Annotated in this window: 23 protein-coding genes; 13 read left to right on the forward strand and 10 right to left on the reverse strand. The window is 59.7% G+C overall.

Annotated elements, in window-relative coordinates:
- Nucleotides 1-86: 86 nt before the first annotated feature.
- Both choX and betC read right to left on the reverse strand, forming a co-directional pair.
- The gene (gene choX / locus P3G59_RS00195) at nucleotides 87-1007 is read right to left on the reverse strand and encodes a choline ABC transporter substrate-binding protein (protein WP_277759985.1); all 921 of its coding nucleotides are present in this window, start codon (nucleotides 1005-1007) and stop codon (nucleotides 87-89) included.
- 16 nt (nucleotides 1008-1023) lie between these two features.
- Nucleotides 1024-2538 (reverse strand): choline-sulfatase, encoded by a 1515-nt coding sequence (gene betC, locus P3G59_RS00200; RefSeq protein WP_277759986.1) that lies wholly within the window; start codon nucleotides 2536-2538, stop codon nucleotides 1024-1026.
- A 114-nt stretch (nucleotides 2539-2652) separates the two neighbouring features.
- Between betC and P3G59_RS00205 the strand changes: the two genes are divergently transcribed.
- Complete coding sequence (locus P3G59_RS00205) at nucleotides 2653-3603, forward strand: LysR family transcriptional regulator (protein ID WP_277759987.1); 951 nt, start codon at nucleotides 2653-2655, stop codon at nucleotides 3601-3603.
- 72 nt (nucleotides 3604-3675) lie between these two features.
- Here the strand turns inward: P3G59_RS00205 and P3G59_RS00210 are convergent, their stop codons facing one another.
- Entirely contained in the window at nucleotides 3676-4341 is a 666-nt protein-coding gene (locus tag P3G59_RS00210; protein WP_277759988.1) for an NAD(P)H-binding protein, read from the reverse strand.
- An 82-nt stretch (nucleotides 4342-4423) separates the two neighbouring features.
- Here P3G59_RS00210 and P3G59_RS00215 point away from each other — a divergent pair, with 82 nt between their 5' ends.
- Nucleotides 4424-4750 carry a DOPA 4,5-dioxygenase family protein gene (locus P3G59_RS00215; RefSeq protein ID WP_277759989.1) on the forward strand — a complete coding sequence of 109 codons (327 nt, stop codon included), beginning with the start codon at nucleotides 4424-4426 and terminating at the stop codon, nucleotides 4748-4750.
- On the opposite strand, the gene P3G59_RS00220 is transcribed toward P3G59_RS00215, so the two are convergent.
- Nucleotides 4751-5152 (reverse strand): GFA family protein, encoded by a 402-nt coding sequence (locus P3G59_RS00220; protein ID WP_277759990.1) that lies wholly within the window; start codon nucleotides 5150-5152, stop codon nucleotides 4751-4753.
- A 323-nt stretch (nucleotides 5153-5475) separates the two neighbouring features.
- Between P3G59_RS00220 and P3G59_RS00225 the strand changes: the two genes are divergently transcribed.
- The 9 genes from P3G59_RS00225 to P3G59_RS00265 all read left to right on the forward strand — a co-directional run bounded on the left by P3G59_RS00225 (nucleotide 5476) and on the right by P3G59_RS00265 (nucleotide 15976).
- Nucleotides 5476-6783, forward strand: a complete 1308-nt coding sequence (locus tag P3G59_RS00225) for a CitMHS family transporter (RefSeq protein WP_277759991.1) — start codon at nucleotides 5476-5478, stop codon at nucleotides 6781-6783.
- Nucleotides 6784-6868: 85 nt separating this feature from the next.
- On the forward strand, nucleotides 6869-7636 hold the full coding sequence (locus tag P3G59_RS00230; RefSeq protein ID WP_277759992.1) for a TerC family protein: 768 nt from the start codon (nucleotides 6869-6871) through the stop codon (nucleotides 7634-7636).
- Between the two features lie 352 nt (nucleotides 7637-7988).
- Nucleotides 7989-9647, forward strand: a complete 1659-nt coding sequence (locus tag P3G59_RS00235; RefSeq protein WP_277759993.1) for a Na/Pi cotransporter family protein — start codon at nucleotides 7989-7991, stop codon at nucleotides 9645-9647.
- Nucleotides 9648-9816: 169 nt separating this feature from the next.
- Complete coding sequence (locus P3G59_RS00240; RefSeq protein ID WP_277759994.1) at nucleotides 9817-11196, forward strand: insulinase family protein; 1380 nt, start codon at nucleotides 9817-9819, stop codon at nucleotides 11194-11196.
- 185 nt (nucleotides 11197-11381) lie between these two features.
- On the forward strand, nucleotides 11382-12410 hold the full coding sequence (locus tag P3G59_RS00245; RefSeq protein WP_277759995.1) for a DUF5924 family protein: 1029 nt from the start codon (nucleotides 11382-11384) through the stop codon (nucleotides 12408-12410).
- A gap of 54 nt (nucleotides 12411-12464) precedes the next feature.
- Complete coding sequence (locus P3G59_RS00250; RefSeq protein ID WP_277759996.1) at nucleotides 12465-13613, forward strand: ABC transporter permease; 1149 nt, start codon at nucleotides 12465-12467, stop codon at nucleotides 13611-13613.
- Nucleotides 13610-14413, forward strand: a complete 804-nt coding sequence (locus P3G59_RS00255) for an ABC transporter ATP-binding protein (RefSeq protein ID WP_007911797.1) — start codon at nucleotides 13610-13612, stop codon at nucleotides 14411-14413. Before P3G59_RS00250 ends, P3G59_RS00255 begins: the two co-directional genes overlap by 4 nt.
- Before the next feature lies 1 nt (nucleotide 14414).
- Nucleotides 14415-15353 carry an MlaD family protein gene (locus P3G59_RS00260; RefSeq protein ID WP_277759997.1) on the forward strand — a complete coding sequence of 313 codons (939 nt, stop codon included), beginning with the start codon at nucleotides 14415-14417 and terminating at the stop codon, nucleotides 15351-15353.
- The gene (locus tag P3G59_RS00265) at nucleotides 15350-15976 is read left to right on the forward strand and encodes an ABC-type transport auxiliary lipoprotein family protein (protein ID WP_277759998.1); all 627 of its coding nucleotides are present in this window, start codon (nucleotides 15350-15352) and stop codon (nucleotides 15974-15976) included. The genes P3G59_RS00260 and P3G59_RS00265 overlap by 4 nt, the downstream gene beginning before the upstream one ends.
- Before the next feature lie 121 nt (nucleotides 15977-16097).
- Here P3G59_RS00265 and P3G59_RS00270 read toward each other — a convergent pair whose 3' ends face one another.
- From P3G59_RS00270 to P3G59_RS00290, 5 genes are all read right to left on the reverse strand, one after another.
- On the reverse strand, nucleotides 16098-17327 hold the full coding sequence (locus tag P3G59_RS00270; protein ID WP_007911793.1) for a spore maturation protein: 1230 nt from the start codon (nucleotides 17325-17327) through the stop codon (nucleotides 16098-16100).
- A 216-nt stretch (nucleotides 17328-17543) separates the two neighbouring features.
- Nucleotides 17544-18875 carry a glutamate/aspartate:proton symporter GltP gene (gltP, locus tag P3G59_RS00275; protein ID WP_277759999.1) on the reverse strand — a complete coding sequence of 444 codons (1332 nt, stop codon included), beginning with the start codon at nucleotides 18873-18875 and terminating at the stop codon, nucleotides 17544-17546.
- Between the two features lie 702 nt (nucleotides 18876-19577).
- Nucleotides 19578-20042, reverse strand: a complete 465-nt coding sequence (locus tag P3G59_RS00280) for an inhibitor of vertebrate lysozyme family protein (protein WP_277760000.1) — start codon at nucleotides 20040-20042, stop codon at nucleotides 19578-19580.
- Nucleotides 20043-20044: 2 nt separating this feature from the next.
- Nucleotides 20045-20209, reverse strand: a complete 165-nt coding sequence (locus P3G59_RS00285) for a DUF1328 domain-containing protein (RefSeq protein ID WP_003177151.1) — start codon at nucleotides 20207-20209, stop codon at nucleotides 20045-20047.
- Between the two features lie 73 nt (nucleotides 20210-20282).
- Nucleotides 20283-20567, reverse strand: coding sequence for a hypothetical protein (locus tag P3G59_RS00290; RefSeq protein ID WP_277760001.1), 285 nt, complete (start codon nucleotides 20565-20567; stop codon nucleotides 20283-20285).
- Nucleotides 20568-20995: 428 nt separating this feature from the next.
- On the opposite strand from P3G59_RS00290, the gene algB reads away from it, so the two are divergent.
- Entirely contained in the window at nucleotides 20996-22342 is a 1347-nt protein-coding gene (gene algB / locus P3G59_RS00295) for a sigma-54-dependent response regulator transcription factor AlgB (protein ID WP_053125387.1), read from the forward strand.
- A gap of 10 nt (nucleotides 22343-22352) precedes the next feature.
- Entirely contained in the window at nucleotides 22353-24143 is a 1791-nt protein-coding gene (locus P3G59_RS00300; RefSeq protein WP_277760002.1) for a KinB sensor domain-containing domain, read from the forward strand.
- On the opposite strand, the gene P3G59_RS00305 is transcribed toward P3G59_RS00300, so the two are convergent.
- Entirely contained in the window at nucleotides 24140-25753 is a 1614-nt protein-coding gene (locus tag P3G59_RS00305; protein ID WP_277762220.1) for an EAL domain-containing protein, read from the reverse strand. The two genes, P3G59_RS00300 and P3G59_RS00305, sit on opposite strands and share 4 nt — an antisense overlap.
- Between the last annotated feature and the right edge of the window lie 25 nt (nucleotides 25754-25778).

Raw genomic sequence — 25778 nt, forward strand, 5'->3', positions numbered from 1 at the left:
CCCTTTCCACCTCGCCCCTCTGGGGGAGAGGGCTGGGGTGAGGGGGCAAAAATCTCAAGCCAAGCCCAATTCCAGCAACCCCACGATCAGAGCTTGGCTTTCACCGCCGCCAACGCATCCTTCCCGTCAGCCGTCTTAACCCCATCCAGCCACTTATCCAGCACCGCCGGATTCGCCTTGATCCACGCCTTCGCCGCCTCGGCATTCGTGACCTTCTTGTTCACCACCTCAGCCATGATGCTGTTCTCCATCGCCTGCGTGAACGACAGATTAGTCAGCAACTTACCCACATTCGGACACGCCTCGGCATACCCTTTACGCGTCAACGTAAACACGCTGCCGGTGTCGCCAAAGTACTTCTCGCCACCCTTCAGGTAATGCATCTTTAACTGCACGTTCATCGGATGCGGCGTCCAGCCGAGGAAGGTGACGAATTTCTGTTTCTTCACCGCCCGCGATACTTCGGCGAGCATCGCCTGTTCGCTGGACTCGATCAGCTTCCACTGGCCCATGTTGAAGTCGTTCTTCTTGATGATTTCCTGCAGCGAAATATTCGCCGGTGCGCCGGAGCCGATGCCGTAGATTTTGCGCTCGAACTTGTCCGCGTATTTGTTCAGGTCGGCAAAGTCATGCACACCGGCGTCCCATACGTAGTCCGGTACCGCGAGGGTGAACTCGGTGCCGTCGAGGTTCTTCGCCAGTTGCGTGACGTCGCCGGTGGCGACGAACTTGTCATAGAAGCCCTGCTGCGCCGGCATCCAGTTGCCGAGGAACACGTCCACCTGGCCGTCCTTCAAACCGCCAAAGGTGATCGGCACCGCGAGGGTGTCGACCTTGGCCTTGTAGCCCATGCCGTCCAGTAGAAACCCGGTGATGGCGTTGGTCGCAGCGATGTCGCTCCAGCCCGGGTCGGCCATTTTCACCGTGTCGCAACTCTGCTCGGCGAAGGCCGAAGCGCTGCTCAGCGCGAGCAGGCCAACCGTGACTACTGTGGATAACTTACGCATGGACTTCCCCTCAACATTATTGGTTTTGGCAGGGTTGTGGATAACGTGCTTTGCGCTCCAGATCATCGAGGTCGATGTGGTTGCGCATGTACTGCTGACTGGCGTCGACCAGCGGCTGGTGATCCCAGCTCTTCAGCTTGCCGATGGTTAGCGCGTCGGCAACAAATCGGCGCCGGCGTTGGCTGGCGAGGACGTCGCGGTGTATTGCCGGGATGTCCCACTTGGCCCGCGCCTCGGCGAGAAAATCGTCGAACAGTTGGCGATATTGCGGCGATTGACTGAGTTCTTCCTCTTCGCGCGGATCGTTGTCCAGGTCGAAGAGTAGGCAAGGGTCGCTTTCACTGTAGATAAATTTGTGAGGGCCACGACGGATCATCATTAATGGGCTGACAGTGCCTTCGGCCATGTATTCGCCGAACACTTCGTCATGACCGCCCTGCCCTTGCAGATGCGAAACCAGAGACCGGCCATCCATGGGCAGGCCCGGCTCCAGCAGGCCGCCAGCCAATTCAACGAAGGTCGGCAACAGGTCGGCGGTGGAGACCGCGGCACTGACACGGCCTGATTCGAACTGCCCCGGTGCACTGATCAACAGCGGCACGCGCGCCGCCATTTCGTACCAGTGCATTTTGTACCAGAGGCCCTTCTCGCCGAGCATGTCGCCGTGGTCACCGGAAAAAACAATGATGGTGTCATCAATCAGCCCGGTTTCTTCGAGCGTTTGCAGAAGTTTGCCGACGTTGGCGTCGATATAGCTGCATGCACCGAAGTACGCCCGGCGCGCATCGCGAATCTTATCCACAGGCAGCGGCTTATCCCACAGGTCGTAAACCTTGAGCAGGCGCCGCGAGTGCGGATCGAGTTCGCGTTGATCCGGCGTTGCAGGCAACGGGATGTCGGAGTCGTCATACAAATCCCAGAACGTCTTGGGAATTGTGTACGGGTCGTGTGGGTGGGTCATCGACACGGTCAGGCAGAACGGCTGATCGCCATCCTCGCGAATGTGATCGAACAGGTATTGCTGAGCCTTGAACACCACTTCTTCGTCGAAATCGAGTTGATTGGTGCGCACGCACGGCCCGGCCTGCAGTACCGAGGACATGTTGTGGTACCAGGTCGGCCGTACATCCGGCTCGTCCCAATTCACCGCCCAACCGTAATCGGCCGGGTAGATATCGCTGGTCAGGCGCTCTTCGTAACCGTGCAACTGATCCGGGCCGCAGAAATGCATCTTGCCCGACAGTGCAGTGCGGTAGCCGAGGCGGCGCAGGTAGTGAGCATAGGTCGGAACATCGGCAGGGAAATCGGCGGCGTTGTCGTAGGCGCCAATCTTGCTCGGCAACTGGCCGCTGACCAGAGTAAAGCGCGACGGCGCGCACAATGGGCTGTTGCAGTAAGCGGCGTCGAACACCACGCCTTGGGCGGCGAGGCGGGAAAGATTCGGCAGTTTGATCGGCGATGGGCCGTAGAACGGCAACATTGGCGCGGCCATCTGATCGGCCATGATGAAAAGAATATTCTTGCGCTTCATGTGATCGCGGCATTCCATAGTGAATATTTATGCGACATTGCTGCGATCGAGCATGGAGCCCATGCTATATCCGGTAAAGCCCGCGCCGGACAATGACTAGGATAAGCACAGCTTATGTATGATGCCTTGGGTGACCTGTCCCTCGACCTGTTGCGCGCCTTCGAGGCTGCCGCTCGCCAGCGCAGTTTTACCGCCGCGGCGGTTGAGCTTGGCACTACGCAACCAGCAATCAGTCAGCAGATCAAACGGCTGGAAGAACAGCTCGGCACGCGGCTGTTTGACCGGATTTACCGCGGCATCGAGCTGACGGAAGTGGGAGCGATTCTGTTCGAGCAAGTTACGCTAGGTTTGCAGAACATCGACGCCGGATTGAGTGCGATCAGCGCACAACAGCAACATGAAGTTCTGCAAGTTGCCACCGATTTCGCCTTCGCCGCGTATTGGCTGATGCCGCGCCTGCATCGTTTTCATGCGGCCAATCCGCAGGTCGACGTCAGCCTCGTGACCAGCGAACGCAACCACAACATGCTGCGCACCGATATCGATGTGGCGATCCTGTTTGGCGACGGACGCTTCAAGCAGGGCGAAAGCCATTGGCTGTTCAGCGAAGAAGTGTTTCCGGTGTGCAGTCCGCAGTTGCTCAAGGATCGCGCCCTGCCACTGCCTGCTCAGGCGTTGCTGGAGTTTCCCTTGCTGCATCTGCGCGGGGAAAACAGCAGCAACTGGTTTGACTGGAGTGGATTGTTTCGCGAACTCGGCATCACAACCCCGCCAGCGCCGGGGCAATTGCGTTTCGACAATTACACGCTGTTGATCCAGGCTGCCATTGGCGGGCAAGGTGTGGCAATTGGCTGGCGGCACCTTGTGGATAACTTGCTGAACCAGGGTTTGCTGTGTCGGCCTATTGCTGAAACGACGCTGTCGCGCCTCGGTTATTACGTAGTGCTGCCGCAACGCAAACGCCGGGGTGTGTTGATTCAGCAGTTTGTCGATTGGTTGATGGCGGAACAGGCGACCAGCGCGGAGTCCTTGAGTGGGCTGGCGTTGCCTTCGATTGCGGTTTGAAAATCAAAAGATCGCAGCCTGCGGCAGCTCCTACACCGATCTCATGTAGGAGCTGCCGCAGGCTGCGATCTTTTACGAATCTGAAGCCGCCACAAAATTCACATGCTGACCCACATGCAAATTCAACCGCAGCTCATCAGCAATCCCCACCGCTACCCGATTCAAACGCTCCAGCGGCTCGGCCAGGCCCGGCTCCAGATTCCCGCCAACCTGGCTGAAATGCTCAATCGTCAGCCCGGCCACGCCGTGGGGGGCATTGACCAGCGTCCAGTGCAACGGGCTGCTTTGCAGCGCTTCGCGAATTTCCTCGGCGGCATGGCGTTGCAGGCGATCATCCAGATCAGGCTCATCGAGCACGGCGAAATTCCCCACCAGAAACAGCCGCGAAACGTTGGCCGCTTGCAGGCCATCGACCAGGGCATCCACCGCCAGCACTTGCTCGACCGGCCCGAGCACCACCGACCGTTCAATATGGTCGCTGCTGAACGGCAGACCCGGTGCGTCCAGCAGGCAAATCACTGCCGAACTGCCCGCTACGCTTTGATTGACCCGCTCTGAATCGAACAGATCGCCGCTTTTGGTGCGCAAACCCGGACGCGGCGCGAGTGCGGTCAAATCGTCGAGGATGGCGATGACTTCGTGCTGACGACGCAGCAATTCAGCCATCAACGCGCTGCCCAGGCTACTCATGGCACCATAGAGCACCACTTTTACCGCCGGGGTTTCGGCATTTTTCATGGCTGATCCCTTTTCTTATCCCTTGTATGGCGTGTGACATACGGGCGATGCCGAGGGTTCGAACCGATTCAGAGGCTTTCAGATGCAAGCGATCAAGGGGTACCACGCCCATGTCTATTTCGACGCCAGGACTATCGAGCAGGCGCGGGCCTTGTGCGAGCAGGCCGCGCAGTTATTTGCGCTGAAAATGGGCCGCGTCCACGAACGCCCGGTGGGCCCGCACCCGGACTGGAGTTGCCAACTGGCCTTCGGCCCGGAGCTTATCGGCGAGGTATTGCCGTGGCTGGCGCTCAATCGCAACGGCCTGGTGGTGTTCCTGCATCCGGACACCGGTGATGACTTGCTCGACCATACGGAGCACGCGATCTGGATGGGCGCGATCCGCACGCTGGACCTGTCTGTTTTTTGATCAGATCGTTTCTTCTGCCTCGCCTGGCAGATGCTCGTCCAGATGCAGCCAGGGCAATTGGTTGTCAGTCCAGATATGCCGCTCGGCCGGGGCCAGTTCCGGCTGATCCAGCGTGGCGATGGTCACGTCGATACTCTCGGGGCTGAGCAACGTCACCAGCGCCAGTTGTGCGCCACATTTCGGGCAGAAGAACCGTGCGCAACTGGCCGACGAGTCATAACGCGACGGCGTGCCGGCCAGCCATTGGAAATTGGCCGCCGGCACGGTGATCCAGGTCGTGACGATTCCACCGCTGACTCGGCGGCAAATCGAACAGTGGCAATGGGCGATGTCCTGCAACGCCCCGCTGAACTGATAACGAATGTGTCCGCAATGGCAGCCGCCGCTGTGCGATTGGTTCATCTCGAAAGCTCCCCTTCCCGTGTTTATTGACTCTGGCTCGCATCCGACGGCCGGTTGACCGTTCATTCAAAGCTTTCATCAGCGAAAGGTAGCTGAAAGCTTCCCCGATTAGCATCGCCTCCACTTCCGGCAACAGACCGGTTGGCCAACGCGTGTGATACCTCGCACGAACGGCCCAATTAACAACAACAATGGTGATTCTGATGTCCTCTGTAGCCCGCCTCTTCGCTTTCTCTCCGCCCGTACGTCTCGTGCTTCCCGTTCTGCGCTGATCCCGCCCGATCCGCTCAATCAACTAGCCGCGCTACGCCTGGAGTATTCCCATGCTGACTTTCCTTGGCTTCGCCATGGTCATCACGTTCATGTTCCTGATCATGACCAAGCGCCTGTCCGCGCTGATCGCTCTGATCATCATCCCGATCATCTTCGCCCTGTTCGGTGGTTTTGCACCGAAGATCGGCCCGATGATGCTCGAAGGCATCACCAAGCTCGCGCCGACCGGTGTGATGCTGATGTTCGCCATTCTCTACTTCGCCTTGATGATCGACTCCGGCCTGTTCGACCCGGCCGTGCGCAAGATCCTCAAACTGGTCAAGGGTGACCCGCTGAAGGTCTCGATCGGCACTGCCGTGCTGGCGCTGGTGGTGTCCCTCGACGGTGACGGCGCGACCACCTACATGATCTGCGTTGCCGCCATGCTGCCGCTGTACAGCCGCATCGGCATGAGCCCGCGGATCATGGCCGGTCTGATCATCCTCGCCGGTGGCGTGATGAACATGACGCCGTGGGGCGGCCCGACTGCCCGTGCCGCCAGTGCACTGCATGTCGACCCCTCGGACATCTTCGTACCGATGATCCCGGCGATGGCCGCAGGTGTCGTCGCGATTCTGGTTATCGCTTATTTCTACGGTAAACGTGAACGAGCGCGTCTCGGTGAGTTGCACCTGATCGGCGACGAGATCGACCACAGCGAAATCAGCGTCTCGCAATTCCCCGATGCCCGCCGCCCGAAACTGATCTGGTTCAACGGCGCCCTGACCTTTGGCCTGATGTGCACCCTGATCGCCGGCCTGTTGCCGTTGCCGGTGCTGTTCATGGTGGCGTTCAGTATTGCCATGATCGTCAACTACCCTTGCCTGCAAATGCAGAAGGATCGCGTCGCGGCTCACGCAGGTAGCGTGCTGGCAGTGGTCGGGCTGATCTTTGCGGCGGGTATCTTCACCGGTATCCTGAGCGGCACCGGCATGGTCGACGCGATGTCGAAGAGCCTGTTGGCGGTGATTCCGGATTTCCTCGGCCCTTACCTGGCCGTGATCACGGCGCTGGTGAGCATGCCGTTCACCTTCTTCATGTCCAACGATGCGTTCTACTATGGCGTGTTGCCGGTGTTGGCCGAAGCCGCCAGCCACTATGGGATCACTGCAGTGGAAATGGCCCGTGCCTCGATCGTCGGTCAGCCCGTCCACTTGCTGAGCCCGTTGGTGCCATCGACCTATCTGTTGGTGGCCCTGGCCGGCATCGATTTTGGTGACCACCAGCGTTTCACCCTGAAATGGGCGATCCTGGTTTGTATCTGCATTCTGATTGCTGCACTGCTGTTGGGGACTTTCCCGGTGTTCAGCACTCTATAAGCCCAAGACTCACCGTTTCGGGTCCTGGCTTCGCGGTTTGAAGCCCGGACCTTTTTCGGTTTAACACTCGCTCAAAGGAATACACATGGATTGGCTGACCAACCCCGAAATCTGGGTTGCCTTCTTTACCCTGACCGCCCTCGAAATCGTTCTGGGCATCGATAACATCATCATGATTTCGATCCTGGTCAGCCGCATGCCCAAACACATGCAGCAGCGCACCCGGATCTTCGGTCTTGGCCTGGCCATGATCACCCGGATCCTGTTGCTGCTGTCGATCACCTGGGTCATGCGCCTCACTGCCGACCTGTTCGAAGTGTTCGGCCAAGGCATTTCCGGCCGCGACCTGATTCTATTCTTCGGTGGTTTGTTCCTGCTGTGGAAGAGCTCGCAAGAGATGTACCACGCGCTGGAAGGCGAAGACGAAAGCGACGATACCCCCGGCGGCAAGGGCGGCAACTTCCTCTACACCATCATCCAGATCGCGATCATCGACATCGTCTTCTCGCTGGATTCGGTGATCACTGCCGTGGGCATGGTGTCCCACGTGCCGGTGATGGTCGCGGCAATTGTCGTGGCGGTGCTGGTGATGATGCTGGCGTCGGGCAAGATCAGCGAGTTCATCGACAAGCACCCGTCGCTGAAGATGCTGGCGCTGTCGTTCCTGCTGGTGGTCGGCACCGTGCTGATTGCCGAGTCGTTCGACGTGCATGTGCCGAAGGGCTACGTCTACTTCGCCATGGCGTTCTCGCTGGCGGTAGAAGCGATCAACATCAAGCTGCGCGGCGCGATTGACCGGAAGAAGAAACAGCAAGATCCGGTGAAACTGCGCAAGGACATCCCGGGCCAGTAATCTGCTAGCCCTGCAGTACGCAGCACCCCTGTGGGAGCGAGCTTGCTCGCGAGGGCGTCGTGTCAGTCGACAGAAATGTTGGCTGGCCCACCGCTTTCGCGAGCAAGCTCGCTCCCACATTTGTATAGGTGCACTGAGTAACCTGGGTCAGCCACAAGATCTGTAGGACCGTGTTGATTTCAGATAAGGCGGATGAACCTGTTTTCATGACACTTTTGTTTCAATCCACTCTTTAGCTGTGCAATGCTGGCGCCCAGTCCGTTAGCCAACTACAGCTTAAGTATCAGAACGTAGAAACCGCGCGGTACCGTCAACTTGCCTCTCTGAGGCACTGCTATTACAGGGGGTCTGCATGCTCACCCTGCTCAATCTGCTTTCCGCCGTCGCCCTGCTGATCTGGGGCACGCACATCGTCCGAACCGGCATCCTGCGGGTGTACGGCACCAACCTGCGCCATGTGATTGGCCAGAACATGTCCAAGCGCTGGCTGGCCTTTGTCGCCGGCATCGTCGTGACCGCCATGGTGCAGAGCAGCAATGCCACGGCCATGCTCGTCACCTCCTTCGTGGGTCAGGGTTTGATGGCGCTGACTCCGGCGCTGGCGACCATGCTCGGCGCCGACGTCGGTACCGCGCTGATGGCGCGGGTGCTGACGTTCGACCTGTCGTGGCTGTCGCCGCTGCTGATTTTTCTCGGGGTGATTTTCTTCCTGTCGCGCAAACAGACGCGGCTCGGGCAGATGGGCCGGGTGTCCATCGGCCTCGGGCTGATCATACTCGCGCTGCAATTGATCGTTGAAGCCGCTGCACCGATCACCCACGCCCAAGGCGTAAAAGTGATTTTCGCCTCGCTGACCGGCGACATCCTCCTCGACGCCTTGGTCGGCGCGCTGTTCGCGATGATTTCCTACTCCAGCCTCGCCGCTGTGCTGCTCACCGCGACGCTGGCCGGGGCTGCCGTGATCAGTTTGCCAGTGGCGATCGGTCTGGTGATCGGCGCCAATATCGGCAGCGGCGTCCTAGCGTTCATGAGCACCAGCATGCAAAACGCCGCCGGCCGGCAAGTGGCGTTGGGCAGTCTGTTGTACAAACTCATTGGCCTGCTGCTGATCATCCCGGTACTTGACCCGCTGGTGCACTGGATCGACAGCCTCGATTTCAGCCCGCAGGAAATGGTCATCGGCTTCCACCTGCTCTACAACACCGCGCGCTGTCTGATTCTGCTGCCGTCGGTGGGTCCGATGGCGCGACTCTGCGCCTGGCTGCTGCCGGAGCGCCCGGAGGTCAACGGCACCGCCAAGCCGCGTCACCTCGACGCTACCGCGCTGGTCACGCCGAGCCTGGCGCTGGCCAACGCCGCGCGGGAGACGCTGCGCATGGGCGATCTGCTCGACAACATGCTCGATGCGACGCTCGATGTGTTGCGCGGCAAGCAGACCGCCGTCACCCAGGAAATGCGCCGACTGACCGACGACGTCGAGGCGCTGTACAGCGCGATCAAGCTGTACCTGGCGCAGATGCCCCGCGAGGATCTTGGCGAGCAGGATAGTCGCCGATGGGCGGAGATCATCGAGCTGGCGATCAACCTCAAATTGGCTGCCGACCTGATCGAACGCATGTTGCGCAAAATCCAGCAGCAGAAGACCTCGCAACGGCGCTCGTTTTCCGAAGAGGGCCTGGAGGACCTCGCCGGTTTGCAGCAGCAACTGATCGCCAACTTGCGTTTGGGGCTGTCGGTGTTTCTCAGTGGCGATCGCGAAAGCGCCCGGCAATTGCTGCGCGAGAAACGCCGTTTTCGCGCCCAGGAGCGCCGTTTGGCCCATGCGCATGTCAGCCGTCTACAACGCAAGATCGTGCAGAGTATCGAGACCAGTTCGCTGCACCTGGAGCTGATTGCCGACATGAAACGGCTGAATTCGCTGTTTTGCGGCAGTGCGTATGTGGTGCTGGAAACGGCGGATACCGGGGCGCTGGAGTCGGAAGATATGGCCGACATTACGCATTCGCCTTGAACGTCTGGGGCTGGGTTTAGTCAGTTACATTGATTCAGCCTTCAGGCCGCTATCGCGAGCAAGGCTCACTCCTACAGGGGGACGCATTCCAAATGCAGGAGTGAGCCTGCTCGCGATGGGCCCCTGACGGACGACACGGATCTCCAAATCAGCTGTATGGAAGCCTGTTATGCGTTGCCTGTTGTTCGCCTGTCTATTGTTCGGTTCCCTGCCCGCCTTTGCCCTGGATCGTTTTCAGGTTGAAGGCTATGCGCTGCCCAACGGTTTGCAGTTGCTGCTCAAACCCGGCACCGAGCGTGGGCACGTGGCGATCCGGCTGGTGGTCGGCGTCGGCCTCGATGATTTCGACTGCGATGAAAAAGAGCTGCCGCACCTGCTCGAACACCTACTGTTCAGCGGCATCGATGCGACCGGCGAAGGCGGTCTGGAGGAGCGCATGCAGGCGCTGGGCGGCGACTGGAACGCGTTCACCAGCAATGCCGACACCACGTTCGTCATCGAGGCCCCAGCGAAAAACCAGCGCAAAGTGCTGGATTTGCTGCTTGATCTGCTGACGCAAACGCGCATCGACGACAACGCGATCAATGCGGCCAAACGTGTGGTCGAGCGCGAGGACGGCGGCCATTACACCCGTCTGCAACGCTTTCTCGACCGCCAGGATCTCGGCCACACGGCGAGCAATCAACTCGCGGTCGAACTGGGCCTGAAATGCCCGCAGCGCGCCGAGGTCGGTCACCTGACTCAGGAACAATTGGAGAAGGTTCGCAAGGCCTGGTACGCACCGAACAACATGACGCTGATCGTCGTCGGTGAACTCGACAAACTGCTGCCGGCCTATCTGGAACGCACTTGGGGCGCGCTCGAAGCGGTCGAGCCGAGCGAACACCGGCCGTTGCCGGACATCCGTACCAGCGCCGCCCATGAACGCACCCTCACCCGTGGTTTTATCGGCGACAGCGCCAAGCTGCACTGGCTGGTGCCGGAACCGGTGCTGGACGATCAGTACGACGAGACGTTCGACATTCTCAAGGACTACCTCGACTGGGCACTGTACCGCCAGATCCGCCTCAATCACGGTTTGTCGTATGGGCCGTGGGCCGAGCGTGAAGTGTTTGGCGGCGTCGGCTTCATGAGCCTGAATGCCGACCTGGATCGCGATGATGTCGACGAAGCCATTCAGGTGCTCGAAGATCTCAAGGCCGATCTGCTGAAAAACGGCCTCGACCCTGGCACGTTCGCGCGGATCAAGCAGGCGGCCATCGCCCATCAGGCCTGGGCGGTGCAAGGCAACAGCGCGATGGCCGATTATTACTGGAGTGCACTGGGCGATTACCAGGATGGTCGTTTCGCCAACCCGGCGCGCGAGCTGCAAGGGGTGACGCTGGAGGCGGCGAACAAGGCCATGCGTGAGTTGTTGCTGCAACCGGGGTATCTGCGAATCGAGAAGCCGTTGATCAGTGATGATCAGGTGTTGTGGCTGAGTGCGGGTGGTATCGGTGTGTTGCTGCTGATCCTGATCGGTTGGCGTTTGCACCGCAAGCGGGGTTGAAGATCAAAAGATCGCAGCCTGCGGCAGCTCCTACAGGGGATTGCGTTCCAAATGTAGGAGCTGCCGAAGGCTGCGATCTTTTGAGGCCCTGAAATGCACCGAATAAGTGACCGGCAGCCTCGCCACAACGCCCGGCGGACGCTACTCTGTCGAGGTTTTTTCCTATCCAGTCGTGAATCGCCAAAATGCCGAAAATCCCCGTCCTGATCCAGCGCATTCTCGAACTGATGAAGCGCTATCCCGGGGTCATTGCGCTTGGCGGTTTCATCTCAGGGGTCGGCAGTTTCATCATGGTCGACCGTCAGCAAGGGCTGGCGAGCTGGATCACGGTGATCATGCTGCTCAGCTGGATCTGGCTGATGCTGGAAAACACCCTCACCGGCCTCTTCACCCGCGTGTTCAAACGCGAGATTCCCCAGCCGCTGTTGCGCTATGCAACGCAGATGATTCATCAGGAAAGCCTGTTTTTCGTCCTGCCGTTTTTCTTTATCACCACAACGTGGAACAGCGGCCAGTTGTTCTTCACCGGCCTGCTCAGCGTCGCGGCACTGATTTCCATCGTCGATCCGCTTTATTACAAATGGCTGGCGCCCCGGCGCTGGGCGTTTCTCGCGCTGCATACCCTGACCCTGTTCGCCGCCCTGCTCACCGCGTTGCCGGTGATCATGCACCTGACCACGGCGCAGAGCTTCAAGTGGGCGCTGGGCATTGCCGTGCTGTTGTCGTTCCCGAGCCTGGCGTCGATCTTCCCGATCCGCACGGTGCGCAACGCGGTGGCGATTCTGTGCATCACCGTCGGTATCGGCGCTGTCGGCTGGACCCTGCGCTCATGGGTGCCGCCGGCGACGTTGTGGATGACCGACGTGGCGATCAGCACGCAAATGCAGGATCGCACCCCCGGTGCCAGCCTCGACACGGTCAGCGCCGAGCAGATTCGTGGCGACGGCCTGTACGCCTACACCGCAATCAACGCACCGCGCGGGCTGGATGAGCGGATTTATCACGTCTGGCAGTTCAACGGCAAAGAGGTCGACCGCATCGCCCTCGACATCCACGGCGGGCGCAAGGAAGGCTACCGGGCGTGGACGCACAAGCAGAACTTCCCCGGCAACCCGGCGGGCAAGTGGCAGGTGCGCGTACTGACCGAGGATGGCCAAGTGATCGGCGTGCTGCGCTTCGAAGTCACCGACAGCACAGCGATCAAAGAAAAGTAATCCGGTTCGTGCTATTACGTTAGTTCGCTTAGCAGACGAACAAGCACGGAGCTTATGACCAGCAGCTCGATCAGCGGCAATGCCCAACTGGACACGTCGATAACCCCTGCCCGCCTGCGGGTCACGGGGGACTGGACGCTTGTCCATTACGCCGAGCTCAAGCAACTGAGCGAAAAGCTCCACGGCCAGTACGACGCCAACACCCTGATCGACCTCAACAGCCTTGGCGCCCTCGACACGGCAGGCGCCTCGTTGCTGGTCGAACTGCTCGGTTCCGAGCGCCTCGGCCAATCCGCCGAACACCCCGATTGCACCCTGACCTCCGCCGACCGCGCGCTGCTGCAAACCGTGTACTGCTCGATGACCGATTTCTGCGTGCCGATCAAGGAGCCGGAAATCAGCGTCAGCGTGCAACTGCTGACGCGCATCGGTCGCGCCGTCGACACGGTCTGGCAAGACACCCTGCAACTGCTCGGTTTCATCGGCCTGATTATGGAAACCATCGCACGCAGCCTGTTCCGGCCCAAGCGCTGGCGCCTCACGCCGATGATCGCGCACATCGAACAGACCGGCCTCGACGCCGCGCCGATCGTGGCGTTGCTGACCTTTCTGGTGGGCGCGGTGGTGGCGTTTCTCGGTGCGACGGTGCTGGCCAGTTTCGGCGCGACGATTTTTACCGTGGACCTGGTCGGGTTTTCGTTCCTGCGTGAATTCGGCGTGCTGCTCACGGCGATCCTGATGGCCGGGCGCACCGCCAGTGCCTTCACCGCACAGATCGGCTCGATGAAGGCCAACGAAGAAATCGACGCGATCCGTACCCTCGGCCTCGACCCGATAGAGTTGCTGGTGGTGCCGCGCGTGCTGGCAATGTTGGTGGCGCTGCCGATGCTGACGTTTCTCGCGATGCTGTGCGGGATCATCGGTGGCGGCGTGGTCTGCGCGGTGTCGCTGGATATCTCGCCGGCGATGTTCCTGACGCTGTTGCAGTCGGACATAGGCGTTCAGCACTTTCTGGTCGGCCTGGTGAAGGCGCCGATCTTCGCCTTCATCATCGCCGCGATTGGTTGCCTGGAAGGCTTCAAGGTCAGCGGCAGCGCCGAGTCGGTCGGCGCCCACACCACCTCTGCGGTGGTCCAATCGATTTTCGTGGTGATCGTGCTCGACGCGGTGGCCGCACTGTTCTTCATGGAGATGGGCTGGTGAGTCGTCTACCCCGCGCGCCTTCGGAGGCGGTGATCGAAGTCCGTGGCCTGTGCAATCGCTTCGGCAGCCAGAGCGTGCACGAGAACCTTGATCTGGATTTGTACAAAGGCGAGATTCTCGCCGTGGTCGGCGGTTCCGGCAGCGGCAAATCGGTGCTGTTGCGCAGCATTGTCGGTCTGCGCCGGCCTAGCGAAGGCATGGTCAAAGTGTTCGGCAAGAATCTGCCGAGCCTGTCCGAGCATGAGCGTTCGCTGGTCGAGCGCCGCTTCGGCGTGCTGTTTCAAAAAGGCGCGTTGTTCTCGTCGCTGACGGTGACCGAGAACGTCGCCCTGCCCCTCATCGAACATGCCGGCTTGAGCCGCAACGACGCCGAGCACCTGGCGGCGGTGAAACTGGCGCTGGCCGGGCTGCCGCTGTCGGCGGCGGACAAATACCCGGCGTCGCTGTCCGGCGGCATGATCAAACGGGCGGCGCTGGCCCGTGCTTTGGCGCTGGATCCGGACATTTTGTTTCTCGATGAACCCACCGCCGGCCTCGATCCGATTGGCGCGGCGCAGTTCGATCAATTGATCCTGACCCTGCGCGATGCGCTCGGCCTCAGCGTGTTTCTGGTGACCCACGACCTCGACACGCTCTACACCATCACTGACCGCGTGGCCGTGCTGGCGCAGAAAAAAGTCTTGGTCGCAGGACCCATCGACGTCGTTTCGGAAACCGACGACGCGTGGATTCACGAATACTTCCACGGCCCGCGCGGCCGCTCGGCGCTGGACGCCGCCAAATTGCTCAACGAGGTCTGACATGGAAACCCGAGCGCATCATGTGTTGATCGGTCTGTTCACCGTGATTGTGGTGGCAGGCGCCCTGCTCTTCGGTCTGTTCCTGGCCAAGTCCAGTGTCGACACCGAGTTCAAGGATTACGAGATTGTCTTCAGCGAAGCGGTCAGCGGTTTGTCCAAGGGCAGCCCGGTGCAGTACAGCGGGATCAAGGTCGGCGATGTGATCAACCTGCGCCTTGATCCGAAAGACCCTCGGCGGGTGCTGGCGCGGATTCGTCTTGGCGGCGACACGCCGGTCAAGGAGGACACCCAGGCCAAACTGGCGCTGGCCGGGATCACCGGGACCTCGATTATCCAGCTCAGCGGCGGCACGCCGGAGAGCCCGAAACTGCGTGGGCATGACGGTAATCTGCCGACCATCGTGGCAGCGCCCTCGCCTATTTCGCGCTTGCTCAATGACTCCAACGATTTGATGACCGGGATCACCGCGCTGCTGCAGAACGCCAATCAGATGTTCTCTGCCGAAAATGTCGAACGTGTGAGCAAGACCCTCGCCCATCTGGAGCAAACCACTGGCACCATCAACGATCAGCGCGGCGACATCAAACAGGCCATGCAGCAACTGGCGACCGTCGGCAAACAGGCTGGCAGCATGCTCGAACAGACTTCGCTGCTGATGCGTAACGCCAACGGCCTGATCAACGATCAAGGCAAGCAAGCATTGGGCAGCGCCGAGCAGGCGATGAAGTCGCTGGAGCAAAGCACCGCGACCATCAGCACGTTGCTGAACAAAAACGAAAACTCTCTCGACAATGGCATGCAGGGCCTCAACGGCCTGGCCCCGGCGATCCGCGAACTGCGTGAGACGCTGACCTCGTTGCGCGCCATCTCGCAACGCCTTGAGGCCAACCCCAGCGGCTACCTGCTGGGTCGTGACAAGAACAAGGAATTCACGCCATGAAGCTGACTCGACTTGCCCTCCTCGCCGCCGGTTTCAGCCTGATCAGCGCCTGTTCGATTCTGCCCCAGTCCGAGCCCTCGGATATCTATCGCCTGCCGACCGCCCAGACGCCCGCCTCGGCCAGTTCAGCGGCGACGCAGCAGTGGTCGTTACGGTTGAACAAGTTGCAGGCCAGTGAGGCGTTGAACCGGCCGACAATTGCGGTGATTCCACAGGGCGATGTGATCAGCAGCTACAAGGGCTCGCGCTGGAGCGACCCGGCGCCGGTGCTGGTGCGTAATCGCCTGCTCGACGGCTTTGCGCGCGATGGCCGGGTGACGTTGCTCAGTACCGATGACAGCAACTTTGCGGCGGATCTGGAGCTGGGCGGGAGTTTGCAGGCATTCCAGACTGAATATCAGGGGACGCAGGCCAGCGTCGTGGTGCGCGTCGATGCGTTGCTGGTGCGTGGCTACGACCAGCGGATTCTGGCCAGTCGACGGTTTGAGGAGCGTCAGCCGTTGAGCGATGTGCAGGTGCCGGCAGTGGTCGCCGGGTTTGGCCAGGCCAGTGATCGCCTCACCGCCAAAGTCGTCGCGTGGGCAGTCGACCAAGGCCAGAAACTGGCCCCCCAAAAACCTTAAGCCCAACACAAAATCCCTGTAGGAGTGAGCCTGCTCGCGATAGCGGACAGACAGTCACCGATGATCGCGACTGACAAACCGCAATCGCGAGCAGGCTCACTCCTACAATTTAGATGTGTGTTCAGCCAAAGAACCAGTAGCAGACGAAGATAGCGCCCACGACCCCGGCAAACTCCGCCAGCAGCGCACACCCCACCGCATGCCGCGCCCGTTGAATCCCCACCGCGCCGAAATACACCGCCAGCACATAGAACGTCGTCTCGGTACTGCCCTGAATCGTCGCCGCGACCAGCGCCGGGAAGCTGTCGACGCCCGAAGTCTTCATCGTTTCGATCAACATCGCCCGCGCCGCGCTGCCGGAGAACGGTTTGACCATCGCCGTTGGCAGCGCATCGACAAACCGCGTGTCCCAACCGGCCCACTCGACCAGATGCCGAATCCCGTCCAGACCAAAGTCCAGTGCCCCGGAGGCGCGCAGCACGCCAACCGCACAGAGCATCGCCACCAGATACGGCAGCAGATTCTTCGCGACATCGAAGCCCTCTTTGGCGCCCTCAACAAACGCCTCGTAGACCTTCACTTTCTTTAACGCGCCGATCAGCAAAAACAGCATGATCAGCCCGAACAGCGTGAGATTGCCGAGGATCGACGACAATCCCGCCAAAGCCGTCGCCGAAAGGGTCCCCAATAACGCCATGAACCCACCGAGAATCAGCGCGCCCGGAATCAGATAAGCCAACACTACCGGATCCCAGATCCGCAGGCGCTGCATGAACGCCACCGAGAGGAAGCCGACGATCGTCGAGCAACTGGTCGCCAGCAGAATCGGCAGGAACACCAGCGTCGGGTCGGGTGCGCCTTGCTGGGCGCGGTACATGAAGATCGTCACCGGCAGCAGAGTCAGCGAGGAGGCGTTGAGCACCAGGAAGAGGATTTGCGCGTTGCTGGCGATGGTGGCACTGGGGTTGAGCTCCTGCAGCGCCTTCATGGCTTTCAGGCCGATGGGCGTCGCGGCATTGTCGAGGCCCAGACCGTTGGCGGCGAAGTTCAGGGTGATCAGGCCGAGGGCAGGGTGGCCTGCCGGGACTTCCGGCATCAGCCGCAAAAACAGCGGGCCGAGCACTTTGGCCAGCCATTCAACGATCCCGGCCTTCTCGGCAATGCGCAGGAAACCCAGCCACAGGGTGAGGGTGCCGAACAGCAGCACCATGACTTCGACCGAGAGCTTGGCCATGGCGAAAATGCTTTCCACCATCGCCGCAAAGATCCCGGCGTTGCCGCCGATCAGCCACTGCGCCAGCGCCGATACGGCTGCCACGATGAAGAAGCCAAGCCACAGGCCATTAAGCATCAGTCAAATCCCCCGAAGAATGCCGCGAATGATAGCGGGGTCGCCAGAAACGACAAACCCCGGATTTCTCCGGGGTTTGTATGGATCTGCTGCCACCCGATTTACCGGGTGACTTCAATCTACTGTAGGAGCTGTCGAAGGCTGCGATCTTTTGATTTTGTTTTTAAAAGCAAGATCAACAGATCGCAGCCTGCGGCAGCTCCTACAGGTGGTGTGTCAGTTCTTGGAAATCTCGCCCGCTGGCAGTTTTTCCTTGCTGCGCCAGTGCGGCAGGGAGTTCCAGTATCGCTCGCCCTTGGCGTCGTCGTACATGCCTTCCCAGCGTGCGATAACCAGCACGGCCAGCGCGTTGCCAATCACGTTCAGCGCGGTACGGGCCATGTCCATGATGCGGTCGACACCGGCGATGAACGCCAGGCCTTCCAGTGGAATACCCACGCTGCCCAAAGTGGCCAGCAGCACCACGAAGGACACGCCCGGTACACCGGCGATGCCTTTGGAGGTGACCATCAGGGTCAGGACCAGCAGCAGTTGCTGGCTGATCGACAGGTCGATGCCGTACAGCTGGGCAATGAAGATTGCCGCGATCGACTGGTACAGGGTCGAACCGTCGAGGTTGAACGAGTAACCGGTCGGTACCACGAAGCTGCAGATGGCTTTCGGCGCGCCGTAGGCTTCCATCTTCTCGATCACCCGTGGCAGCACGGTTTCCGAAGAAGCGGTGGAGTAGGCCAGGACCAGCTCATCCTTGAAGATGCGCATCAGCTTGAACACCGAGAAACCGAACATCTTGGCGATCAGGCCCAACACCACGAAGGCGAAGAAGGCGATGGCGAAGTAAACCAGGATGACCAGCTTGGCCAGCGGCAGTAGTGAAGCGAAGCCGAAGTTGGCCACAGTCACCGCGATCAGTGCGAATACGCCGATCGGCGCATAGTTCATGATCATGTGGGTGACTTTGAACATGCTTTCCGAGACGCCCTGGAACATCTTCACCAGCGGCTCGCGCAGGTCCGACTGCAGGCTCGACAGACCGAGACCGAACAGCACGGAGAAGAAGATGATCGGCAGCATTTCGCCGCGAGCCATGGCCGCGAAGATGTTCGACGGAATCAGGTTGAGGATGGTCTCGATGAACGCGTGTTCATGCTGTACTTCGGCAGCGGTCGCCTGGTACTTGGAGATGTCCACCGTGCCCAGCGTGCTCATGTCGATGCCGGCACCTGGATGGACCAGGTTGGCCAGCAGCAGGCCGACGACGATGGCGATGGTGGTGACGATTTCGAAATAGATGATCGTCTTCAGGCCGATTCGCCCGAGCTTCTTGGCGTCGCCCACGCCGGCGATGCCGACAATCAGGGAAGAGATGACGATCGGGATCACGATCATCTTGATCAGACGGATAAAGATATCGCCTGCCGGTTGCAGGACATTGCTGATCCACCAGGCCTTCTCGGCACTGAAGTGGTTGAGCAACGCACCAATTGCAATACCCAAAACCAGACCGATGAGGATCTGCCAGGCGAGGCTAATTTTTGCCTTCTTCATTATCTTTACCCTTACTTGCGTTTGACTCAGGCACATGCAGGAACTGGAACGCTCTTTAGCGGAAAAGTCTGTGCATCTGCCTCCGTATAAGGTGCCCCGAAGCGCGTATTTACGGCTCTTCGGCAGGCGAAAAAAGGCGCAACTATTCCGATGCAAGGTTGCGCCGTCTAATGCCGTAAACGCCTACCCTATGCCGAATCGGCATGAGCTTTTTTAAATGAAACTGGCGTCCCAACCGGTTCGATTGTGACATTTCGGCCGGCATAAGTGCCGTGAACCGGCCATCACAGCCGAGGTTGGTTATTTTTTGAACGAGAAAAATCGACGAAATAATTAGGAAAAAGCCTACGCAGGAAGACTAGAAGTCCTACTGTTTAAGCGGTCTCTTTGTCGATATACGGTCGCCAGGAAACACCGCGTAATGTTTTTGCGCGCAGTGTCAGCGATAAAAAGGATGAGCTGGCCGCTCTGGATCAATGTATTGCGTGTTTGAAAGCTCAGCGCAAGCTCGTCGAACCGCTGTGGGTCGGCGAACCTGCGACGCAGCTTTTACCCTGACCCGGCCCTCGCGCAGGCACTCCCTGTACCCGTAGGTCACTCCGACCCTGCAACAGTCAGAACGTCCCGGCCCCTTGGTCATGCGCCTGCCTTCCTCAGGTGGGCGCAATGGAAGGCAGCAGGGCTGCTGCCTTCATGTTCAAATCAGTACCACTTCGGATCTTTCTTCAGGGTTTCCATCAGCAGATTCTGCATGCCCTGATCAGGCTTGCCGAAGAACCTGTAAGTGGCATGTCGCGTTGGCGACTTGTCGGAAGGCAGGCCTTCGGGCACATCAACCAACATGCCGTAGGCATCGTCCTTGTCGAAGCTGAAAGCAACGATCAAGCGATGATTGAGGCACTTGTCTGCATTTTCGCAGAGCGGTCCGACAATATATTTGTCGCCATCTTCTTCCACAGCATTCATCTGCTGTTCGGAAGTCCCTGACAGATTCATCACCCATTCCGGCAGGCGCTCTTCATGCTTCACAACGCCTTGCCAGGTTTCCCGGTATTGCGGGTCCGAGCTAAGTAGCTCGTTGACCCGCGTCTGGCCGTCATTGGCCGCCATCGCCATGGCACTACCGCCCAGAAGCAGGGCGGCTGCCAGTGTCTTCAAAACAGTCATCGTTAACCTCGGCCGCGACGGCCAAAGAAGAAGGAAGCGATGAACATCACCAGGAACACGACAAAGAGAATCTTGGCGATACCCGTGGCGGTGCCCGCGATACCACCGAAGCCCAGTACTGCAGCGATGATGGCAATGATCAAGAATGTAATTGCCCAGCTCAACATGGTGATTCTCCTTACTTCTCTATTTAGGGGTGTTACGTGTTCCGGCGCTGCGCGCCCGAATTCATTCAATCAGTCAGAAAACCCAACGCTCTTCACGAGGCAGCTGATCCAGCGGCTGCGCCTGATCGACATCCATCATGCGCATCGATGCGCTTTCGGCCTGGCTGCTGCTGACGGCGCTAAAGTGCGTTTGAGTGTTGTGCTGGACCGAGATCAGCGGCTCGACCTGCTGGCTGTTTTCCCAGCGCAGGTATTGCTGGCAAGCGATCAGGGTGATCAACAGCGCAAGTACGCCAAACAGACCTTGCTGGATATGCAGTGGCGAGATACGCACTTGGGCGGCACGTTGGCGAGTCATCCTGGGTTCCTCACTCTTATTCGGTTGGGGCAGTTCAATGTCTGCCCGGGATGAATGAGGTATTGCAGCCTGCATGCCAGTTTTTTAATTGAAAAATATTCAATAAAATCAAGTAGTTAAGAGTGTAGCTAAAAATGTTTGCGACGCATCCTGCACGATGGGTCATCTGGGATCGTGCGCATTGCACGATTTTTTCGTAGGAGATTTCATTCTTATGGAATTGAGAGCAGGGCGCAGATGTCAGAAAAGTACGCAGGGAATGCCCTGCAAATCGGTAATTGTTTAAAAAACCAACAAAATCAACGTATTGGCCGTAAAGGCAGGAGAGAGCTACCCTCCTATGGCTGGCATCGTTCAGAATCAACCATGCAACTTGCCCGATTTTTCCGGGACTAACCCAAGACCAATCACTATGGAGCGTAGGAAAAATGGAATCTGCCACTGAGCAACAAGGCCGCATTCTGCTGGTGGATGATGAATCCGCCATCCTGCGTACCTTCCGTTATTGCCTCGAAGATGAAGGCTATACGGTTGCCACAGCCAACAGCGCGGCTCAGGCCGACGCCTTGCTGCAACGTCAGGTCTTCGACCTGTGCTTCCTTGATTTACGTCTGGGCGAAGACAACGGTCTCGACGTACTGGCACAGATGCGCATTCAGGCGCCGTGGATGCGCGTGGTCATCGTCACCGCGCATTCGGCCGTGGATACCGCCGTCGATGCGATTCAGGCGGGCGCCGCCGATTATCTGGTCAAGCCGTGCAGCCCGGATCAGTTGCGTCTGGCCACCGCCAAGCAGCTGGAAGTGCGCCAACTGTCAGCGCGCCTCGAAGCCCTCGAAGGCGAGATTCGTAAACCGAAGGACGGTCTCGATTCCCACAGCCCGGCGATGAAGGTGGTACTGGAAACGGCACGCCAGGTCGCCGGCACCGACGCCAACATTCTTATCCTCGGCGAGTCCGGCACCGGTAAAGGTGAGCTGGCCCGTGCGATTCACGGCTGGAGCAAGCGCGAGAAGAAATCCTGCGTGACCATCAACTGCCCGTCGCTGACGGCGGAACTGATGGAAAGCGAATTGTTCGGCCACAGTCGCGGTGCGTTTACCGGCGCCAGCGAGAGCACCTTGGGTCGAGTCAATCAGGCCGACGGCGGTACGCTGTTTCTTGACGAGATCGGCGATTTTCCGCTGACCTTGCAACCCAAGTTGCTGCGTTTTATTCAGGACAAGGAATACGAGCGGGTAGGGGATCCGGTCACCCGGCGTGCTGATGTACGCATCCTCGCGGCGACCAACCTCAATCTTGAGGACATGGTCCGTGACGGCCGATTCCGTGAAGACCTGCTCTATCGTCTCAATGTCATTACTCTGCACCTGCCGCCGTTGCGTGAACGCGCCGAGGACATTCTGACCCTGGCGGACCGCTTCCTCGCCCGCTTCGTCAAAGAGTACGCGCGCCCGGCGCGCGGTTTCAGCGACGAGGCTCGCGAGGCGCTGCTCGGCTACCGCTGGCCCGGCAACATCCGTGAGCTGCGCAACGTGGTTGAACGGGCGAGCATCATCTGCCCGCAGGAACGCGTGGAAATCAGCCACTTGGGCATGGCCGAACAACCGGCCAACAACGCACCACGAGTCGGCGCAGCGCTGAGCCTCGATGAGTTGGAGAAAGCGCACATCGGCGCGGTGCTCGCCACCGCCGGCACCCTGGACCAAGCGGCGAAAACCCTGGGCATCGACGCATCGACCCTGTATCGCAAGCGCAAGCAGTACAACCTGTGAGCGCCCGGCGATGAAACTGGCGATGAAGTTGCGGACCCGATTGTTCTTGAGTATTTCCGCGCTCATCACCGTGGCCTTGCTCGGGCTGCTGCTCGGGCTGGTCAGCGTCATGCAGATGGCGGGAACGCAAGAAGCGTTGGTGCGTAGCAACTTCGTCACCCTCGATCTGGGGCTCAAACTGCGCCAGACCCTGGGTGATCAACTGATCATCATGATGGCTGAAAAGCCCGACCCGGTGGCTTTCGAAGCGTCCAGACAACATTACTTCCAGTTGCTGGATGAGGGCATTGCCCAAGAGCAAGAGGGTGATGGTCGGCAATACGGTTTCAGTCAGGCCAAAGCGGATTACCTGAACTTCCTGCAAGCGTTGGATTTGTCGCGTGACTCCGCCGGCTCGATGAGCACCAGCGCGGACTTCAGAGAGCGTTTCAATACGCTGCGTAACGGCCTGATCGCCGAGCACAAGCATGCGTTGGACAACATCAACGCGGTACAGCGTGAGGCGCGCGACCGCGCCTTGTTGATCGCCGGTCTGCTCGGCTTCGTCGGGTTGGCTGTATTGATCATCGGTTTTATCACGGCTCACGGCATCGCCCGGCGTTTCGGCGCACCAATCGAAGCGCTGGCGAAAGCCGCGGACAATATCGGTCAAGGCAATTTTGAAGTGACCCTGCCGATTTCCTCGGCGATGGAAATGAACCTGCTGACCAAACGCTTCGGCCTGATGGCTGAGGCCCTTCGCGAGCATCAGGCGACCAACGTTGATGAATTGCTCGCCGGCCAGCAACGCTTGCAAGCGGTGCTCGACAGCATCGATGACGGCTTGCTGATGATCGACCGGCAAGGACATCTGGAGCACCTCAATCCGGTCGCTCAGCGCCAACTCGGTTGGGAAGATGACCGCCTCGGCCAAGGACTGGGCACGGCGCTGGAACGCCCGGAGCTGGATGCACAGCTGCAACTGGTGCTGCGCGGCGGCACTCTGGAGCGGGCGCCGGAGGACCTGAGTATCGAAGTCGACGGCGAATCGCGCCTGCTGACTTACAGCCTGACCCCGGTCAGCCACACCCAGGGCCATATCCTCGGCGCGGTAATGGTGTTGCACGATGTCACCGAGCAGCGCGCTTTTGAACGGGTACGCAGTGAGTTCGTCTTGCGTGCCTCCCACGAGCTGCGCACGCCGGTCACCGGCATGCACATGGCGTTCGGCCTGTTCCGCGAACGGGCAAAGTTTCCCGCGGAGTCGCGCGAGGCCGATCTGCTCGACACCGTGAACGAGGAAATGCAGCGCCTAATGCAGTTGATCAATGACCTGCTCAACTTCTCGCGTTATCAGAATGGCCTGCAGAAACTCACGCTGGCCCCGTGCTCCATCGAAGCTTTGCTGGAGCAGGCGCAATTGCGCTTTGCCGATTCGGCGGCGGCCAAGGGCGTCGCCCTGAATGTCGAAGTGCAGGGGCCGTTGCCACGTTTGCAGGCCGATCAGGCGCAACTGGATCGCGTGCTGGATAACTTGATCGACAACGCCTTGCGACATACCGCTCGCGACGGGCAGATCCGCTTGCAGGCACGTCGGCATGGCGAGCGGGTGATTATCAGCGTCGAAGACAATGGCGAAGGCATTGCCTATGGCCAGCAGGGGCGGATCTTCGAACCGTTCGTGCAGGTAGGGCGCAAGAAGGGCGGCGCCGGTCTGGGCTTGGCGCTGTGCAAGGAAATCGTCCAGTTGCATGGTGGACGTATGGGCGTTTACTCACGGCCGGGGCAGGGCACGCAGTTTTATATGGCGCTCGCTGTCTAGGCTTCATCATCCATGCGCCGCCCGGCAAGGCGCCGCCCGCGGGTAATCAGTTCGATGAACTGCACCGCGCTCAGCGCATGGGCGAATAACCAGCCCTGACCGAACTTCACGCCTTCGCTGCTGAGCAATTGCGCTTGTGATTCCAGCTCGATGCCTTCGGCAATCACCTTCAAATCCAGTGCCTGGGCCATGTGAATGATGTGCGGGGCGACGCCGCTGCTGGCCGCGTCATGGCCCAATGCATCGATAAACGCTTTGTCGATTTTCAGGCAATCGACTGGCAATGTTTGCAGGTAGGCGAGGCTGCAATAGCCGGTGCCGAAGTCGTCGATCAACACCTGATGGCCAACGTTGCGCAAGGCTTGCAGGTTCTCCCGCGCCACCACCACATCAATCAAGCCACGTTCGGTGACCTCGAAGGCAATCTGCCGCGCCGCAACGCGATGCAGGGTGAGCAGCCGCGCCATGACCTGGCCGATGCGCGGCACCATCACATCGCAAGCTGCCAGGTTGACCGAGATGTACAGCTGCGGATTGGCGCGCAGCAACTGGCCCAGTTGCTCCAGCAGACGCTGCAGGACGAAGTCGGTCATCTGGCGGATCTGCCCGGTGTTTTCCGCCAAGGGAATAAACAGGTCGGGGCTGGTCAGTGTGCCATCGGGTCGGCGCCAGCGCAGCAAGGCTTCGGCGCCGACGCAATTGCGGCTGTCGAGGTCGAAGATCGGTTGGTAGAGCACCTGCAATTCGCCTCGACGGATCGCGCCGTGGAGTTCTGCATCCAGCGACTGGCGCTGGCGCACCAGGAGAAAGGTGAGAAAACCGACAATGACACCGGCCACCAGACAGACCGGGATCATCCACCACCAGACGGCGGGGATGTGCATGCCGGTGCGTGGCGTGATCAGTACCAATTGATATTCCGGGTTGTCGGTGGGCATGCGGTAGATCAGCCGCGTTTGCGTGACTTGCAGGGCATCTCGGCTTTTCGGTGGCCAGTGCTCCGTGGGCGGCCAGTCCTGGGCCGTGCCGAGTACCGGAATCGCGCGGGAGCCATGGTCGAGTACCACCAACAGGCTGCTGCCGGGCGACAGATCAACCATGTCGGTCAAATGTCCACGCGAAGTGGCCACACGGAAATTTCCCCGACCGAGCATCAGCGCTGCGCGGTTTTCATCGGGTTCGGTGGTGGTGTTCAGCCAATAGCTGTAGGTCGGGCCTTTGATATCGGGTGCGCGGACCACCGACAGACCTTCCTGGCGCGGACGGTTCGAGCAGATCCGCGAGGCGTCCATATAAGCCGCTTCATAGACGAAGCGATAATTGAAGGTGACTTGCTGCAGGGTGGCGATCATTTCATCGTCACAACTGCGCAACGGCTGGGCTTCGAGATCGTCGAGGCTTTCGCGCAACTGGCCGAACAATTGTTCGAGGCGGGCGAGGAAACGCTCGCCTTGCGCGTTCATTTCCTGGCTTTCGCTTTGCTCGACCTGGCGCATTGCCACGAACATACCGCCGGCGATCAGCAGGCTGGCACTGAGGACAGCCGCGATCATCGCCAAAAACCAGGGGCGATAAAACCAGCTACGCAGCGTCTCTCGGGTAGCAACCATCATGGAATATCCGAAGAATTACCAA

Origin of the sequence: Pseudomonas sp. A34-9 (assembly GCF_029543085.1) — a bacterium.
Classification (GTDB): domain Bacteria; phylum Pseudomonadota; class Gammaproteobacteria; order Pseudomonadales; family Pseudomonadaceae; genus Aquipseudomonas.

Bases quoted from the DNA above. Each gene is read 5' to 3' on its own strand.
- P3G59_RS00300 (WP_277760002.1), top strand. From the start codon at position 22,353: ATGAAACTGGCGATGAAGTTGCGGACCCGATTGTTCTTGAGTATTTCC.
- gltP (WP_277759999.1), bottom strand. From the start codon at position 18,875: ATGAAGAAGGCAAAAATTAGCCTCGCCTGGCAGATCCTCATCGGTCTG.
- P3G59_RS00230 (WP_277759992.1), top strand. From the start codon at position 6,869: ATGGATTGGCTGACCAACCCCGAAATCTGGGTTGCCTTCTTTACCCTG.
- P3G59_RS00305 (WP_277762220.1), bottom strand. From the start codon at position 25,753: ATGGTTGCTACCCGAGAGACGCTGCGTAGCTGGTTTTATCGCCCCTGG.
- P3G59_RS00245 (WP_277759995.1), top strand. From the start codon at position 11,382: ATGCCGAAAATCCCCGTCCTGATCCAGCGCATTCTCGAACTGATGAAG.
- P3G59_RS00280 (WP_277760000.1), bottom strand. From the start codon at position 20,042: ATGACTGTTTTGAAGACACTGGCAGCCGCCCTGCTTCTGGGCGGTAGT.
- P3G59_RS00220 (WP_277759990.1), bottom strand. From the start codon at position 5,152: ATGAACCAATCGCACAGCGGCGGCTGCCATTGCGGACACATTCGTTAT.
- P3G59_RS00240 (WP_277759994.1), top strand. From the start codon at position 9,817: ATGCGTTGCCTGTTGTTCGCCTGTCTATTGTTCGGTTCCCTGCCCGCC.
- P3G59_RS00285 (WP_003177151.1), bottom strand. From the start codon at position 20,209: ATGTTGAGCTGGGCAATTACATTCTTGATCATTGCCATCATCGCTGCA.
- P3G59_RS00235 (WP_277759993.1), top strand. From the start codon at position 7,989: ATGCTCACCCTGCTCAATCTGCTTTCCGCCGTCGCCCTGCTGATCTGG.
- P3G59_RS00270 (WP_007911793.1), bottom strand. From the start codon at position 17,327: ATGCTTAATGGCCTGTGGCTTGGCTTCTTCATCGTGGCAGCCGTATCG.
- P3G59_RS00225 (WP_277759991.1), top strand. From the start codon at position 5,476: ATGCTGACTTTCCTTGGCTTCGCCATGGTCATCACGTTCATGTTCCTG.
- P3G59_RS00290 (WP_277760001.1), bottom strand. From the start codon at position 20,567: ATGACTCGCCAACGTGCCGCCCAAGTGCGTATCTCGCCACTGCATATC.
- choX (WP_277759985.1), bottom strand. From the start codon at position 1,007: ATGCGTAAGTTATCCACAGTAGTCACGGTTGGCCTGCTCGCGCTGAGC.
- P3G59_RS00215 (WP_277759989.1), top strand. From the start codon at position 4,424: ATGCAAGCGATCAAGGGGTACCACGCCCATGTCTATTTCGACGCCAGG.
- algB (WP_053125387.1), top strand. From the start codon at position 20,996: ATGGAATCTGCCACTGAGCAACAAGGCCGCATTCTGCTGGTGGATGAT.
- P3G59_RS00210 (WP_277759988.1), bottom strand. From the start codon at position 4,341: ATGAAAAATGCCGAAACCCCGGCGGTAAAAGTGGTGCTCTATGGTGCC.
- P3G59_RS00250 (WP_277759996.1), top strand. From the start codon at position 12,465: ATGACCAGCAGCTCGATCAGCGGCAATGCCCAACTGGACACGTCGATA.
- P3G59_RS00260 (WP_277759997.1), top strand. From the start codon at position 14,415: ATGGAAACCCGAGCGCATCATGTGTTGATCGGTCTGTTCACCGTGATT.
- P3G59_RS00265 (WP_277759998.1), top strand. From the start codon at position 15,350: ATGAAGCTGACTCGACTTGCCCTCCTCGCCGCCGGTTTCAGCCTGATC.
- betC (WP_277759986.1), bottom strand. From the start codon at position 2,538: ATGAAGCGCAAGAATATTCTTTTCATCATGGCCGATCAGATGGCCGCG.
- P3G59_RS00205 (WP_277759987.1), top strand. From the start codon at position 2,653: ATGTATGATGCCTTGGGTGACCTGTCCCTCGACCTGTTGCGCGCCTTC.